Here is a 14,195-nt window from a genome sequence, read left to right as displayed (position 1 = left end):
CTTTGCCTCTTAACTACTTTTTGATATGAAATATCGGGATCTTCGCGAGTTCATCCAGGGGCTGGAGCGCATGGGCGAGCTGCGTCGAGTGACTGATTCGGTGTCGCCACGCCTTGAGATGACCGCCCTGTCTGACAGGGTGCTGCAGGCAGGCGGGCCGGCCTTGCTGTTCGAGCGTCCGACCGGGCACACCGTGCCCGTGCTGGCGAATCTGTTCGGCACGCCGCGCCGCGTGGCGCTGGGCATGGGCGCTTCAGAAGTCTCTGAATTGCGTGAAGTAGGTCGCTTGTTGGCAGCCTTGAAGGAGCCCGAGCCGCCGAAGTCGCTGCGCGAGGCCGGCAAGTTGTGGGACATGGCCAAGGCGGTGTGGGACATGAAACCCGCCCTCGTCAGCAACGCGCCTTGCCAGGAAGTGGTGCTGGAAGGGCGTGACATCGACCTCGCCAAATGGCCGATCCAGTTCTGCTGGCCTGGTGACGCGGCACCGCTGTTGACCTGGGGCCTGGTCATCACGCGCGGGCCGAGGAAGGTGCCGCAGCCGCGCCTGCGTCAGAACCTGGGTATCTATCGCCAGCAGGTCATCGGGCCGCGCCAGTTGATCATGCGTTGGCTGGCGCACCGGGGCGGCGCGCTGGATTTTCGCGACTTCGGCCGCGTGAACCCGGGGCAGCCGTTCCCGATCGCCGTCGCCTTGGGGGCTGACCCGGCAACCACCCTGGGCGCCGTCACCCCGGTGCCGGACACGCTCAGTGAATATCAGTTTGCCGGCCTGCTGCGCGGTGGCCGCACCGAACTGGCCGAGGCCAGCGTGGGGGAGGGCGACCTGAAGTTGCAGGTGCCCGCCCGCTCGGAGATGGTGCTGGAAGGCCACATTCCGCCCGCGCCGGCCGGATACACCGGCGTCAGCGAGCACGGCGTGCCGCTGAAGGAAGTCGGCGGCTACCTCCATGCACTGGAAGGGCCTTACGGCGACCACACCGGCTATTACAACGAGCAGGACTGGTTCCCGGTGTTTGAAGTCAGCCGCCTGACGCACCGCCGTGATCCGATCTACCACTCGACCTATACCGGCAAGCCGCCGGACGAGCCGGCCGTGCTGGGCGTTGCACTCAATGAAGTGTTCGTGCCCATCCTGCAAAAGCAGTTTCCGGAGATCGTTGACTTCTACCTGCCGCCTGAAGGTTGCAGCTACCGGATGGCGGTCATCTCCATCCGCAAGAGCTACCCCGGTCATGCCAAGCGGCTGATGTTCGGTCTCTGGAGTTTCCTGCGGCAGTTCATGTACACGAAGTTCATCGTGGTGGTGGACGACGACGTGAACATCCGCGACTGGAAGGAAGTGATCTGGGCCATCACCACCCGGATGGACCCGGTGCGTGACACCACGCTGGTTGATTCCACCCCCATCGACTACCTTGATTTCGCGTCACCGGTGAGCGGGCTGGGCGGCAAGATGGGCCTGGATGCCACCAACAAGTGGCCGGGTGAAACCAGCCGGGAGTGGGGTCGCACGATCAAGATGGATGCCGATGTGGATGCGCGCATGCACACGCTGTTCGACAAGCTGATGGCGGGTTGAGCGCTCCGGGCGGCTGGTGCGTGTCCGGGGGCTGCGCTGGCGCAATGCGTGCCATTGCCGACACGCAAACCATGAGCACGTCACGGTTTCTGTCGGGAAATGCTTGCGGTGCCGGCGCCAGAGGTCTATCTTCGAGATGCCTTCTCTGCAAGGCAACCCACCAGGCGCCATACCAGCGCCTTTGGAGCCCCGGACTTCATTCTCCGGATCTCCGCAGGGCGGCGTCATGCCACCCACAGGCCCCTCGCGTCGGCAACGGCGTCGAGGGGCTTCGTCGTTCATGACGAGCCGTTGAACGTTGTTTGTTGATAACTGTCTGAGTGCGTTTGTCGATGTCCGAGTCTGTTGCTGCCGAACCTGTCCGTGTCTCTCCTTCGCGTGGCCGTCGTGCTGCCAAGTGGTTGCTGGGCACCCTGGCCCTGATCGTGGGTCTGCTCTGGCTGGTGGCGCCGCCGCTGGTGCGCAAGGCGCTGTCGTCGGAGCTGTCCGCCTTCAGCGGCCGCACCGTCACCGTGGGGTCGGTCAATATCCACCCCTGGAGCCTGACTGCGCAGCTCAATGACGTCGAAGTGGCTTCGGCCACGGCGGGGCAGCCCCCGACGCTGCAGTGGGCGTCGCTCAGCGTCAGCGCCAACTGGCGGTCGATCGTTCGCGCGGCGCCGATCATGGATGCGGTGCAGCTGGCGGGCCTGAAGTTGCGGCTGGTGCGCACCGCCGATGGCCATTACGACATCGACGATGTGATCAAGCGCGTGCAGGACGCGTCCGCCTCGACCAAGTCGGACCCCAAGACCCCGCCGCCGCGCTTTGCGCTCTACAACGTCGAAGTCGACAACGCGAACATCGAGTTCGTCGATGAACCGGTCAAGCGCACGCATGTGGTCTCGGACATTCGCGTCGGCCTGCCGTTCATGGCCAATCTGGATGACGCGGACGTGAAGGTGAAGGTGCAGCCGCAGCTGAACTTCGTGCTGGACGGCACCGCCGTGAACACCTCCGCCTCTGCGGCCCCGTTTGCGCCCGGTGAGCCTGGCGAGCTGCGCCTGAAGACTGGCCAGATTGACCTGGCGCAGTGGCTGCCTTACCTGCCAGCCGGCTTGCCCGTGCGCCCGACGGCTGGCCAACTGGCGTTGGACTTGACGCTCGGCTTCGCCTTGCCGGCCGGTGGCGCGCCGCGCGTGGGCCTGAAGGGCGACGTGTCTGTCGCTCAGCCCGCCCTGGTGGGCGCCGGTGGGCAGCCGCTGGCCGACTGGCGCTTGTTGCAGGTGCACCTGGATGACCTGCAGGTCTTTCGCCGTGAGTTGGCGCTGGGCCGGGTATCGCTCGACGGCCCGCGCCTGACGCTGGATCGCCTCGCCAATGGCCGCTTCGCAGGGCTGCCCGTGGCCAGCAGCGAACCCAAGCCTGCCGCCTCGCCTCGCGCGCCCAAGGATGCGCCGGTCGCCCCTGATGAAGCCGCCTGGAAGCTCAGCTTGCGCGAGTTTCAGCTGCGTGACGGCGAGGTGGCCTGGCGTGATGCCACCACCCGCCCGGGCGCGGCCTTGCTGTCGAGTGGCCTGAGCCTGGATGTGGCGAACCTGAGCTGGCCCTTGAAGCCGGATGCAGCCGCTGCGACGCTGGCGCTGGCCGGGCAGTTGTCGGCGCTGGATGGCAAGGTGAATAACGCTCTCGCGACGACGCAGGTGAAGCCGCCGGCGAAGCCTCCTGTGAAAACCACCGCCGCGACTGCACTGACAACGGAGAAGGCTGCACCAGCGCCAGCCACTTCGGCCAGCTTCCAGCTCTCAGCCAAGGCCAGTGTTGATGGCGGCGAAGCGCAACTGCAGGCGGAGCGCTGGGCGTTGTCGCTCTTCCGGCCATACCTGCAGCAAGCGGTGCAGGCGCGCTTGGACGGCGATGTTTCGCTGGACGTTCAAGCCAACTGGAAGGGCTTGCCGGGTGCCGAATTGCCCGAGGTGCTGGTGCGCACCTTCTCGGTTGACCAGTTGCGTGCGGGCAGTTGGCCCGCCGCCACGGCATCGGCGTCGCCGGAGGTGACCTGGCGCAGCCTGTCGGTGAAGGATGCGCGTATTGATCTGGCGCGCCGCGTCGTGAGCCTGCAGGAAGTGAACTGGCAGCAACCGGCGCTCAGGCTCGTGCGCGATGCTGCGGGGCAGCTCAATCTGGCGCAGTGGGTGTTGCCTGCGCCGGACAAGGGCGCGACGACCAATGCGCCGCCGAGCCCGCCTGTGGCTCAAGCCGCGTCGGGCGCGCCGGCTTGGCAGGTTCGTTTGAATCAGGCGCGTGTCGCGGGCGGCAAACTCGCCTGGCAAGACACCTTGCCGGGCGCTGATGCTCCGGTGGCCCTGGAGCTGGATGCCCTGCAGCTGTCGCTCGACGGCGTGCAATGGCCCGCTGCACCGCAGTCGCTGGTTGGCCTCAGCCTGGATGCGAAGCTCGGCCAGCCTGGCCAGCCGCGTAGCGGTTGGGGCGCGGTGTCGGTCAAGGGACGCGCTGGCTTATTGCCCCTGTCTTTCCAGGGCAAGACCCGCCTGGACCGCCTGCCGCTTGCGCCGTTGGCTGTTTATGCCGGTGATGCGATGCCGGTGGCCTTGCTGCGTGGTGCGCTGGGTTGGCAGGGCGATGTACGCTGGCAGCAGGCTGCCGATGGCATGCGGCTGACCGTTCAGGGTGATGCCCGCCTGGCGGACCTGGACGTGCATGGCCGTCAGGGCAAGGTGGTTCACTCAGAGCCTTTGCTGAGCTGGAATTCGCTGGCCTTGCCGGGCCTGTCGGTGGTGATGACCCCGGGCAGCCGGCCCCGCATCAAGCTGGGCGAGGTGGTTCTTGACCATCTGTACGCCAGCTTGCTGGTCACGGAGCAGGGGCATCTGAATCTGCGTGATCTGGCGGCGCCCGCTGCACCCCCAGCCGCCGCATCGGCAGTTGCATCGGCCGTCGCATCGACCGTGCCCGCTACCGGCACGTCGGCTGCAGCTTCGGCCGTGTCCACGCCGCCGGCCAGCGCGGCAGCTACCACCGCTGCCACCACCGCAACCGCGCCCTCCAACGACCTGCCCGTCGAGATCGACATCGCCGGCGTGCGCCTGATCGACAGCCGCATTGATTTCACCGACCGCTTCATCCGCCCGAACTACAGCGCCGACATCCGCGCCTTGTCGGGCACGCTGGGTGCGTTCCGCAGTGGCTCGGGCGAGTTGGCCAACCTGGCCTTGAAGGGCAAGGTCGCCGGCACCGGGGGCCTGGACATTCAAGGCACCTTGAACCCCACGGCCCGGCCCTTGGCGCTGGACGTGAAGGCCAAGGCGACAGATCTCGAGTTGGCGCCGCTGTCGCCCTACGCCGGCAAGTACGCCGGTTACGCCATCGAGCGCGGCAAGCTGACCATGGCCCTGGCTTACCGGATCCAACCCGACGGCCAGCTCACCGCTTCCAACCAGATCATCCTGAACCAGTTGACCTTCGGTGAGCGCATCGACAGCCCCGATGCGACGCGTCTGCCGGTGCAACTGGCTGTGGCGCTGCTGAAAGACCGCAACGGCGTGATTGACCTGAACCTGCCGATTGGCGGATCGGTGAACGACCCGCAGTTCAGCGTGGGCAGCCTGGTGGTGAAGGTGCTGGTCAACCTGCTGGGCAAGGCCATCACCTCGCCCTTCGCCTTGTTGTCAGGCGGGCAGGGGGAAGACCTGAGCGTGGTGGCCTTCGAGCCGGGGGCTGTGCGCCTGTCTGATTCCGCCAAGACGGTCATCGGCCGCGTCGGCGAGGCGCTCGCCGATCGTCCGGCCCTCAAGCTCACCATCACCGGCGCAGTTGACGTCGAACAGGAGCGGCAAGCCATCCAGGACGCCTGGCTGGAAGACCGCCTGCTGGCGCTGCAGCGCAAGGAAGCCGCGGGCGCGGGCCAGGCCGCAGGTGCCCCCTTGCCGGCGCTGACCGCCGCGCAACGCCTGACCTTGGTCAAGCGCCTTTATGCAGACACGCCCATGCCTGACAAGCCGCGCAACGTGGTCGGCTTGCTGAAGGACCTGCCGGTGGAAGAGATGACGGCGCGCCTGAAAGCCAGTCATGTGGTCAACTCCGATGTGGCCCGTGAGCTCGCGCTGCAACGCGGCATTGCCGTGCGCGACGCGGTGATCGCGCTGGGGCTGCCGAACGAGCGGGTGTTCCTAGCCGCGCCGCGCCTGCGCCCGGCCGGTGACACCGAACCCGGCTGGACGCCCCGCGCCCAGCTCGGTCTGGGAACCCAGTAAGCTCAGGCACACTCTTGATATCGAGCAATGACCAAGGCAACACGCATGCAGACACACACCATCACCCTCGGCGGCGGCTGCTTCTGGTGCACTGAGGCCGTTTACGAGCAGGTTCGCGGCGTGGTGGCCGTGGAGTCGGGTTACTCGAACGGCCATGTCAACAACCCCAGCTACGAGCAGGTGTGCACCGGCCAGACCGGCCACAACGAAGTCGTGCGGGTGACCTTCGACACCGCCGAGATCAGTTTGCGGGACGTGCTGGAGATCTTCTTCGTGGTGCACGACGCCACCAGCCTGAACCGCCAGGGCAATGACGTGGGCACCCAGTACCGCTCCGGCATCTACTTTGACGACCTGGCTGACGAAGCCGTGATCCGCGAGGTGCTGGCCGAGGCCGATGCCGCTGCGGGCGGCCGGGTGGTGACCGAAGTGCTGCCGCTGGACAACTACAGCAAGGCCGAGGACTACCACCAGCACTACTTCGCCAATCACCCTGGCCAAGGGTATTGCGCGTTCGTGGTGGCCCCGAAGGTGGCCAAGTTCCGCCAGACCTTCGCGCGCCTCGCCCGCGCATCCGATTGAAGCCATGAGCCTTTCGCGCTGGCGCTCCGGACAACCACTCAGCCTGCGGTGTGCAGGCTGGCTGGTGGCCGTGCTGCTGCTGGCGCAGGGGCTGGGCGGCATCCACCACCTGGTGCATGCCCGCGGGCTGGCCTTGCCTGCTGCAGTTGCTTCAGCCACTGCGGGCGCGCCGGCGGCCGAGACCGACGCCGCCAGTGCGTCTGACCGCTGGCAACACCAGGCCGCCAGCGCGGACTGTCGGCTGCTGGATCAATTGCTGTGGGCCGACGCCCTCGGCGGGCCTGCACCCGAGTTGGCGGTGTTCGCCTTCGCCCACCTCGTGCCGGCGCCCGCACCACTGGCGGCGCTGCCTTCGCGGTTCATCGCGGGCTACCTCGCCCGGGGCCCCCCGACAACGGTCTGATTCCCCGTTGTCACCCGGCTTCTGACAGCCGGATTGCTTGCCCTTGCTGCCACTCCAGGCCCTTGGCGCCAAGCGTTCCGCCGCGTCGTGTTGTGTTGCTTGCTGCATTGCTTGCTGCGCGCCGCACGTCGGCACACCCCATCTGAATCGGTTCCATACATGTTTGCTCCTCATTCCCTGGCGCTTGCTGCTGCCATTGCGTGCGCGTTTTCTGCCATTTCCGCCCCAGCCGCTCTGGCCGCCGAACCTACGCAGGCGAAGCCATCAACCCCCGCCGCCAGCCCGGCCGCCCAGGTGGTGGTCACCGGCAATCCCCTGGGCAGTGACCCGGTACAGGCCAGCACCGCCCTGACCGGTGACGCGCTGACGCTGCGCCGCGCCGGCACGCTGGGTGAAACGCTGGACGGCCTGCCCGGCGTGGCGTCCACCGGTTTTGGCCCCAATGCCAATCGCCCTGTGATTCGGGGCCTGGACGGTGACCGCGTCCGCTTGATGGACAACGGTGGTGCGTCCATCGACGCCTCCAACCTCAGCTTCGACCATGCGGTGCCGGTGGATCCGCTGGTGCTCGAGCGCATTGAAGTACTGCGCGGGCCGGCTGCGTTGCTGTATGGCGGCAATGCCACTGGCGGTGCAGTCAATTCCATGGACAACCGCATTCCCGTCAGTGCGCTCGACGGTCTGGGCGGCCGCGCCGAGCTCCGGCTCGGTGGTGCCAGCGCCGAGCGCGCCACCTCCGCCCTGGTCGAGGGCGGTGGCAACGGTTTGAACTGGCATGTGGACGGCTTCCGTCGGCAGACGTCTGACCAGCGCGTGCCGCTGTTCACGCCCGTCGAGGACGGTGTCGCCGGCGATCCGACCCGTCGCGTCCGCAACTCGGCATCTGATTCGCACGGTGGTGCGGTCGGCGCTTCCTGGGCCGATGCCCAAGGTTATGTCGGCGCCTCGGTCGACAGCTTCCGCCAGGACTACGGCGTCACGGTCGAGCCCGACGTCGGCATCCAGATGAAGCGGGACCGGTTCAGCCTGGCCGGTGAGCGTCGTCAGTTGTCGGGCCCTTTCACGCAGGTCAGCGTCCGGTATGACCACAGCAAGTACCAGCACCAGGAAGTGGAGGGCACCGGCGAGGTAGGCACCACGTTCCGCAGCACGGGCGATGCCTTGCGCGTCGAAGCCCGCCATGTGCCGCTGGCGCCCGGGCTGCAGGGCGTGGTCGGCCTGCAGGCGGAAAGCATGGATTTCTCCGCCCTGGGCGAAGAGGCCTTCGTGCCTGCCACCCGTACCCGGTCGCTGGCCGTGTTCGGGCTGGAGGAGTGGCGCCAGGGCGATCTGACCCTGAGCTTCGGCCTGCGTGCCGAGCGTGTGACGGTGCGCTCGGACGGTGATGCCGCCGATGCGGCCGAGCCGCGCTTTGGCGCCGCCGACAGCCGCCGGTTCACGCCGATGAGTGGTTCAGCCTCGGCGCGCTGGGCACTGTCGCCGCGCTGGGCGCTCACGGCCGCGGTGGGCAGCACCCAGCGGGCTCCCGCCTATTACGAGCTGTTTGCCAACGGCCAGCACGTGGCCACGGCTGCCTATGAGCGGGGTGACACGACCCTGGGTCTGGAACGCAGTACCCATGCCGAGGTGGGGGCGCAGTTCGCTGCAGGCCCTGACGACAGCTTCCGGGTGAACTTCTGGCACATGCAGTTCGCCAACTACCTGGCGCTGTCAGCCAGTGGCGCAGAAATCGATGGCTCACCCGAGTATGTCTTCAAGGGCGTGCCAGCGCGGCTGCACGGCCTGGAAGTGGAAGCCCGCCACCGCTTGCTGTCAGGCGCCTGGCAGCTCGACGGCACCGCCGGCATCGACCTTACCCGCGGCACTGAGCGCGACACCGGCGAGGCCTTGCCGCGCATCGCGCCGATGCGCGTTCAACTGGGTCTGGCGTTGCGCCACAGCGGCTGGCAGTTCGATCTCGGCTTCAAGCACCTGGCTCGCCAGGGGCGGGTGCCGTCGACCGATGTGGCCACGGCCTCGGCCAACTTGTTCAACCTGGGCGTGAGCACGCAGACGCGCTGGGCGCAGGCCGACGCCCTTTGGTTCCTGAAGCTGGACAACCTGGGCAATGAGCTGGCCTACAACGCCAGCGCCATCCGCACGGTGCGAGACCTCTCGCCCATGCCGGGTCGCGCCGCGACGGCCGGCGTGCGGGTGCGCTTCTGATCTGACGAGGCGCCCCGAAGAGTGGGGCGCTTCGTTCAGGGGGCCAGTCGGTCTCGCTGCCACTGGCCGTTCTGTGCCAGTGTGTAGCGCAGACGGTCATGCAGCCGGGATTTGCGGCCCTGCCAGAACTCCCAGGTGTCTGGCACCAGCCGGAAGCCACCCCAGTGGGGCGGGCGCGGCGGGTGCAGACCGTGCTGCGCTGCGGCCTTGGCGGCATTCGCAACCAGCACCGCCCGCGAGCTGATCACCTGGCTCTGTGGCGAGGCCCAGGCTCCGAGGCGAGAATCCAGTGGCCGTGACTGGAAATACGCATCGGATTCCTCGTCACTCACCCGTTCGACGCGGCCTTCGATGCGAACCACGCGCTCCTGCTCCACCCAGTGGAACTGCAGCGCGGCAAATGGATGGGCAGCCAGCTCGCGACCCTTGCGGCTGTCGTAGTTGGTGTACCAGACAATGCCGCGGGCGTCAGAGCCCTTGATCAGCACGATGCGGGTCGACGGGCGGCCGTCCGGCCCGACCGTCGCCAGCGTCATGGCATTGGGCTCGGGGATGTTGGCCGTCAGTGCCTCATGCAACCATTGTTCAAATTGGCGCATCGGCTGGTCGGCCGCAGCGTCTTCCTCGAGCGCATCACGCTCATAGCTTTTCCGCAGGTGGGCAAGGTCTTCCATGGGGGCAGTGTAGGTCGAGGGAAATGCCTTAGGTGATCGTCCGACTGTGTTTGCTGCCGGTTCGCACCCATTCTCTGAAACTAGTTACAACCTCACGCTTCACTTTGGCTTTCTGCATGAGTTCTTCCCCCGTCGTGATCGTTCTGGCCGCTGGTCTCGGGTCACGCTATGCCGGTCCGCGGCACAAGCTCGCGGAGCCCTTCGGCACGTCCACCGTGCTGGGACAAACCGTGGGTCGGGCGATTGCCAGTGGCTTGCCGGTGGTGGTGGTCACCACGCCCGCGCTGGTAGACGACGCCAAGCACTGGGTGGCGCGACGCGACATCGTCGTGCTGACGGGCCCGCAGGGGCCGGGCGCAGGTGGCATGGGAGACTCAATCGCCGCGGGCGTCTCTGCACGGGCCGGTGCCGGTGGCTGGCTGATTCTTCCCGGCGACATGCCGCTCGTGCGCCCCGACAGCCTGAACGCGGTGGCAGCGCAGCTGGGCCAGCATCCGGTGTGTTTTGCGCAGTTCCATGGGCGGCGCGGGCACCCTGTGGGTTTCAGCGCCGAGCTGTACTCTGACCTCGTGCGCCTGAGCGGCCCCGACGGCGCCCGCCGCGTGCTGGCACGCTACCCGGCGCATGCGCTGGAGCTCGACGACCCGGGCGTGCTGGAAGACCTCGACACGGTTGATGACATGGCGCGCATGCTGGCCGCTGCTGACGACGGCAGTCCTTTGTCGACCTTCTGAACCCTCGTGTCAGGGGATGTTCTTGGTTTGACCATGTAACCTAGTTACGTGATAATTGCCGAATCGGTTACGACCCCAACCCATTCGGTCCATGAGCACTCTGAACCCTGTAGTCGCTGCGGTCACCGCGCGCATCCGTGAGCGCAGCGCCACCTTGCGCGGCGCCTACCTGCAACGTGTGGACGCCATGCGCCGTCGCCCTCGCGGGGTAGACCGCATGGGCTGCGCCAATGTGGCCCACGCGTTCGCCGGCATGCCGGGCTCTGACAAATTCCGTGTGGTGGCCGAGAAGGCCCCCAACATCGGCATCGTCACGGCGTACAACGACATGCTGTCGGCGCACCAGCCCTACGAGGGTTATCCCGCAATCATTCGTGAAACCGCGCTGAAACTCGGTGCCACGGTCCAGGTGGCCGGCGGCGTGCCCGCGATGTGCGACGGCGTCACCCAGGGTTACGCCGGCATGGAGCTCAGCCTGTTCTCGCGCGACACCATCGCGATGAGCACGGCCATCGCCCTGTCGCACGACGTGTTTGACGCCGCCCTGCTGCTGGGCATCTGCGACAAGATCGTGCCGGGCCTGCTGATCGGCGCCCTGCAATTCGGCCATCTGCCGTGCGTGTTCATTCCGGCTGGTCCGATGGCGTCGGGCTTGTCGAATGGCGACAAGGCCAAGGTGCGTGAGCAGGCGGCGCAAGGCCTGGTCGGCCGCGACGAGTTGCTGAAGGCCGAGCAGGCCGCGTATCACAGCCCCGGCACCTGCACCTTCTACGGCACTGCCAATTCGAACCAGATGCTGCTGGAAGCCATGGGCCTGCACCTGCCAGGCGCCGCGTTCATTCACCCGGGCACGCCGCTGCGCGAGGCCCTGACCCGCGAAGCCGTGGGCACGGTGCTCGACCTGCTGCCGTCGCGCCGCGACATGCCCATCGGTCACCTGGTCGACGAGCGCTGCATCGTCAACGCAATGGTCGCGCTGCTCGCCACTGGCGGTTCCACCAACCACCTGATCCACTGGGTGGCGGTGGCGCGTGCCGCGGGCATCCTGATCGACTGGACCGACTTCTCCGATCTGTCGGCCGTGGTGCCGCTGCTGGCGCGTGTCTATCCGAACGGCTCTGCTGACGTGAACCAGTTCCAGGCAGCGGGTGGCACCAGCTTCGTGCTGCGTGAGCTGATGGACGGCGGCCTGATGCATGCCGATGCCGGTGCCGTGGCCGCGGGCGGTTTGCGCGCCCAGGCCCAGCAGCCGGTGCTGCAGGCGGCCGGCGTGGCCTGGCAAGACCTGCCCGAAGCCAGCGGCGACGAGACGGTGCTGCGCGGTGTGGCTGCACCGTTCTCTGCCACGGGCGGCTTGAAGCTGCTGGCCGGCAACCTGGGCCGCTCGGTCATCAAGGTGTCGGCCGTGCCGGAAGACCGCCATGTGGTGGAAGCCCCGGCGATCGTGTTCGAGACCCAGGAATCCCTGCAGAACGCCTTCAAGGCGGGCGAGCTGGACCGTGACTTCATCGCTGTCGTCCGCTTCCAGGGTCCGCAGGCCAACGGCATGCCTGAGCTGCACAAGCTCACCCCGCCGCTGGCCGTGCTGCAGGGCCGTGGTTTCAAGGTGGCGCTGGTCACTGATGGCCGCATGAGCGGCGCGTCAGGCAAGGTGCCGGCCGCCATCCATGTCAGCCCGGAAGCGCTGTCGGGCGGTCCGCTCGGCAAGGTCCGCACAGGTGACTTGATCCGTCTGGACGCCGTTGCCGGCACGCTGGAAGCGCTGGTCTCCGAGGCCGAATGGGCCGCCCGTGTGCCGGCCGTGCGCGACGACGCGCTGGCCGATGCGCATGGCTACGGCCTGGGCCGAGAGCTGTTTGCCGGCCTGCGCCGCAACGTCAATGCCGCCGAAGAAGGCGCTTGCTCGTGGCTGTGAGCCGCACCTCATTTAACTGACTCTGACCCCAATTTTGATGATGAACACGCTTGATTTGGTGACGCATGGCCCGGTGATTCCGGTGATCGTGATTGATCGTCTGGAGGACGCGGTGCCCCTGGCGGAGGCGCTGGTGGCGGGTGGTGTGCGTGTGCTGGAGGTGACGCTGCGCACGCCGGTGGCGCTGGAGGCCATTCGTGCGATGTGCGCGGTGCCGGGTGCCATCGTCGGCGCAGGCACCATCCGCAGCGCGGCAGATGCGCGTGCGGCCAAGGCGGCGGGTGCCGTGTTTGGTGTCAGCCCGGGTTACACCGCCGAGGTGGGTGCGGCCTGCCGCGAAGTCGGCCTGCCTTTGCTGCCGGGCGTCGCCACGGCCAGCGAAGTGATGGCGGCGCAGGCGGACGGCCTGAACTTCCTGAAGTTCTTCCCGGCCACGGCCGCCGGCGGTATTCCCATGTTGAAGGCCCTGGCGGGCCCTTTCCCGGACGTGGTGTTCTGCCCGACCGGCGGCATCACGCCGGCCACGGCGCCTGACTTCCTCGGCCTGCCGAACGTCAAGGTGTGCGGTGGTTCCTGGCTGACCCCGGCGGACGCGGTGAAGGCGGGCGATTGGGCCCGCATCACGCAGCTCGCCAAGGAAGCTGGCGCGCTGCGTCGCTGATCGATTGCAAAACCGGCCCCTGAGGCCGGTTTTTTCATGCCGGCAGGATGCGGATGCTGCGGGGCCGGCCCACGGCTTCGCGGGCGCGCAGCTGGCCGCAGCCACCTTCCACGTCCTGCCCGGCCGAGTTGCGCAGCTTGGTCAGGATGCCGCGCTGGTGCAGCGTGCGCGCAATGGCCGCGGCCTTCTCCCAGCTTGGCCGCTGCCAGGGCATCTCGGGCACTGCGTTGTACGGAATCATGTTGAGGATGGCGTACTTGCCGGTCAGCAGCCGCACGATGCCGTCGATTTCCTCGGGCGTGTCGTTCACCCCGTCCAGCAGCGTCCATTGCACCTGCACCGGGTAGCCGGTGCGGCGTGCGTAGTCTTCGCTCAACTCAACCAGCTCGTCCGGCGTCAGGCGGGGGGCGCGTGGCAGCAGGCTGGCTCGCAAATCGGCGCGGGTGGTGTGCAGCGACAGCGCCAGCGCCGGCTTCACCGGCCCGGCGTCGAGCACCTCGAACACGCGCTCATCACCCACGGTCGAGAACACCAGCTGCTTGTGGCCGATGTTGCCCAGCGTGCCGAGCAACTCGATGGCCTCCATCACGTTGTCCAGGTTGTGGGCTGGCTCGCCCATGCCCATGAACACGACCTTCTTCACCGGACGATGTTTGCGGGCCAGGGCCACCTGAGCCACGATTTCTGCGCTGCCCACCTGGCGGATCAGGCCCTCGGTGCCCGTCATGCAGAACTGGCAACCCACGGCGCAGCCCACCTGGCTCGACACGCACAGCCCGTCGCGCGGCAGCAGCACGGTTTCCACGGTCTGGCCATCGTTCAGGCCCACCAGCAAGCGGGCAGAGCCGTCTTCGGCCGGGTGCATCGACTTTTCCTGCACCAGCCCGTGCAGCTCGGCCCACAGCGCGGGCAGCTCGGCGCGCACCTGGGCCGGCAGGAAGTGCTCGTTCTTGCTGCGTCCGCCGTCCAGCGGGCGGGCCTGCACCCAATGCCGCAGGATGCGCTGGGTGTGGGCGGGCAGGGCGCCCAGGTCCTGGAGACGGGTTTTGAAATCAGAAATGCGCATGGGATGAAGAGCCGTCGGCAGGAACCACGGTGTGTCGCCACCGGGCCGGGCACACAGTGTAGGCAATTCAGGCTGCGGGGAATCGTCTGACTCCCCCGACAGGACAGTGTGCAATTTCGTAGG

Annotated in this window: 10 protein-coding genes; 8 read left to right on the top strand and 2 right to left on the bottom strand. The window is 67.4% G+C overall.

Annotation, left to right across the window (positions count from 1 at the left end; translation table 11 throughout):
• Positions 1-25 precede the first annotated feature (25 nt).
• The 5 genes from AACH00_RS09060 (at position 26) to AACH00_RS09040 (ending at position 9,022) form a co-directional block, all read left to right on the top strand.
• A complete protein-coding gene (locus AACH00_RS09060; protein ID WP_341398780.1) occupies positions 26-1,579 on the top strand; it encodes a UbiD family decarboxylase in 1,554 nt (517 codons plus the stop codon).
• A 332-nt stretch (positions 1,580-1,911) separates the two neighbouring features.
• A complete protein-coding gene (locus AACH00_RS09055) occupies positions 1,912-5,832 on the top strand; it encodes a DUF748 domain-containing protein (RefSeq protein ID WP_341398779.1) in 3,921 nt (1,306 codons plus the stop codon).
• Between the two features lie 45 nt (positions 5,833-5,877).
• Positions 5,878-6,414 (top strand): peptide-methionine (S)-S-oxide reductase MsrA, encoded by a 537-nt coding sequence (msrA, locus tag AACH00_RS09050; protein ID WP_341398778.1) that lies wholly within the window; start codon positions 5,878-5,880, stop codon positions 6,412-6,414.
• A gap of 4 nt (positions 6,415-6,418) precedes the next feature.
• Complete coding sequence (locus AACH00_RS09045; protein WP_341398777.1) at positions 6,419-6,817, top strand: hypothetical protein; 399 nt, start codon at positions 6,419-6,421, stop codon at positions 6,815-6,817.
• A 159-nt stretch (positions 6,818-6,976) separates the two neighbouring features.
• A complete protein-coding gene (locus tag AACH00_RS09040; RefSeq protein ID WP_341398776.1) occupies positions 6,977-9,022 on the top strand; it encodes a TonB-dependent receptor in 2,046 nt (681 codons plus the stop codon).
• A 35-nt stretch (positions 9,023-9,057) separates the two neighbouring features.
• On the opposite strand, the gene pdxH is transcribed toward AACH00_RS09040, so the two are convergent.
• Positions 9,058-9,696 (bottom strand): pyridoxamine 5'-phosphate oxidase, encoded by a 639-nt coding sequence (pdxH, locus tag AACH00_RS09035; RefSeq protein WP_341398775.1) that lies wholly within the window; start codon positions 9,694-9,696, stop codon positions 9,058-9,060.
• Positions 9,697-9,812: 116 nt separating this feature from the next.
• Here pdxH and AACH00_RS09030 point away from each other — a divergent pair, with 116 nt between their 5' ends.
• The 3 genes from AACH00_RS09030 to eda all read left to right on the top strand — a co-directional run bounded on the left by AACH00_RS09030 (position 9,813) and on the right by eda (position 13,006).
• Complete coding sequence (locus tag AACH00_RS09030) at positions 9,813-10,430, top strand: nucleotidyltransferase family protein (protein WP_341398774.1); 618 nt, start codon at positions 9,813-9,815, stop codon at positions 10,428-10,430.
• Between the two features lie 91 nt (positions 10,431-10,521).
• Positions 10,522-12,345, top strand: coding sequence for a phosphogluconate dehydratase (gene edd, locus AACH00_RS09025; protein ID WP_341398773.1), 1,824 nt, complete (start codon positions 10,522-10,524; stop codon positions 12,343-12,345).
• Between the two features lie 40 nt (positions 12,346-12,385).
• Positions 12,386-13,006, top strand: coding sequence for a bifunctional 4-hydroxy-2-oxoglutarate aldolase/2-dehydro-3-deoxy-phosphogluconate aldolase (eda, locus tag AACH00_RS09020; protein WP_341398772.1), 621 nt, complete (start codon positions 12,386-12,388; stop codon positions 13,004-13,006).
• Positions 13,007-13,040: 34 nt separating this feature from the next.
• On the opposite strand, the gene AACH00_RS09015 is transcribed toward eda, so the two are convergent.
• Entirely contained in the window at positions 13,041-14,072 is a 1,032-nt protein-coding gene (locus AACH00_RS09015; RefSeq protein ID WP_341398771.1) for an RNA methyltransferase, read from the bottom strand.
• Positions 14,073-14,195: the final 123 nt, after the last annotated feature.

It is taken from the genome of Ideonella margarita, assembly GCF_038066635.1.
GTDB lineage: Bacteria > Pseudomonadota > Gammaproteobacteria > Burkholderiales > Burkholderiaceae_C > Ideonella > Ideonella margarita.
Note: the sequence above shows the minus strand (reverse complement) of the source record. Positions and strands in the feature narration are given on the sequence as shown.

Excerpts from the sequence above, each read along its gene's own strand:
- AACH00_RS09015 (WP_341398771.1), bottom strand. The coding sequence starts at position 14,072 with ATGCGCATTTCTGATTTCAAAACCCGTCTCCAGGACCTGGGCGCCCTG.
- AACH00_RS09055 (WP_341398779.1), top strand. The coding sequence starts at position 1,912 with ATGTCCGAGTCTGTTGCTGCCGAACCTGTCCGTGTCTCTCCTTCGCGT.
- AACH00_RS09060 (WP_341398780.1), top strand. The coding sequence starts at position 26 with ATGAAATATCGGGATCTTCGCGAGTTCATCCAGGGGCTGGAGCGCATG.
- pdxH (WP_341398775.1), bottom strand. The coding sequence starts at position 9,696 with ATGGAAGACCTTGCCCACCTGCGGAAAAGCTATGAGCGTGATGCGCTC.
- AACH00_RS09030 (WP_341398774.1), top strand. The coding sequence starts at position 9,813 with ATGAGTTCTTCCCCCGTCGTGATCGTTCTGGCCGCTGGTCTCGGGTCA.
- AACH00_RS09040 (WP_341398776.1), top strand. The coding sequence starts at position 6,977 with ATGTTTGCTCCTCATTCCCTGGCGCTTGCTGCTGCCATTGCGTGCGCG.
- AACH00_RS09045 (WP_341398777.1), top strand. The coding sequence starts at position 6,419 with ATGAGCCTTTCGCGCTGGCGCTCCGGACAACCACTCAGCCTGCGGTGT.
- eda (WP_341398772.1), top strand. The coding sequence starts at position 12,386 with ATGAACACGCTTGATTTGGTGACGCATGGCCCGGTGATTCCGGTGATC.
- msrA (WP_341398778.1), top strand. The coding sequence starts at position 5,878 with ATGCAGACACACACCATCACCCTCGGCGGCGGCTGCTTCTGGTGCACT.
- edd (WP_341398773.1), top strand. The coding sequence starts at position 10,522 with ATGAGCACTCTGAACCCTGTAGTCGCTGCGGTCACCGCGCGCATCCGT.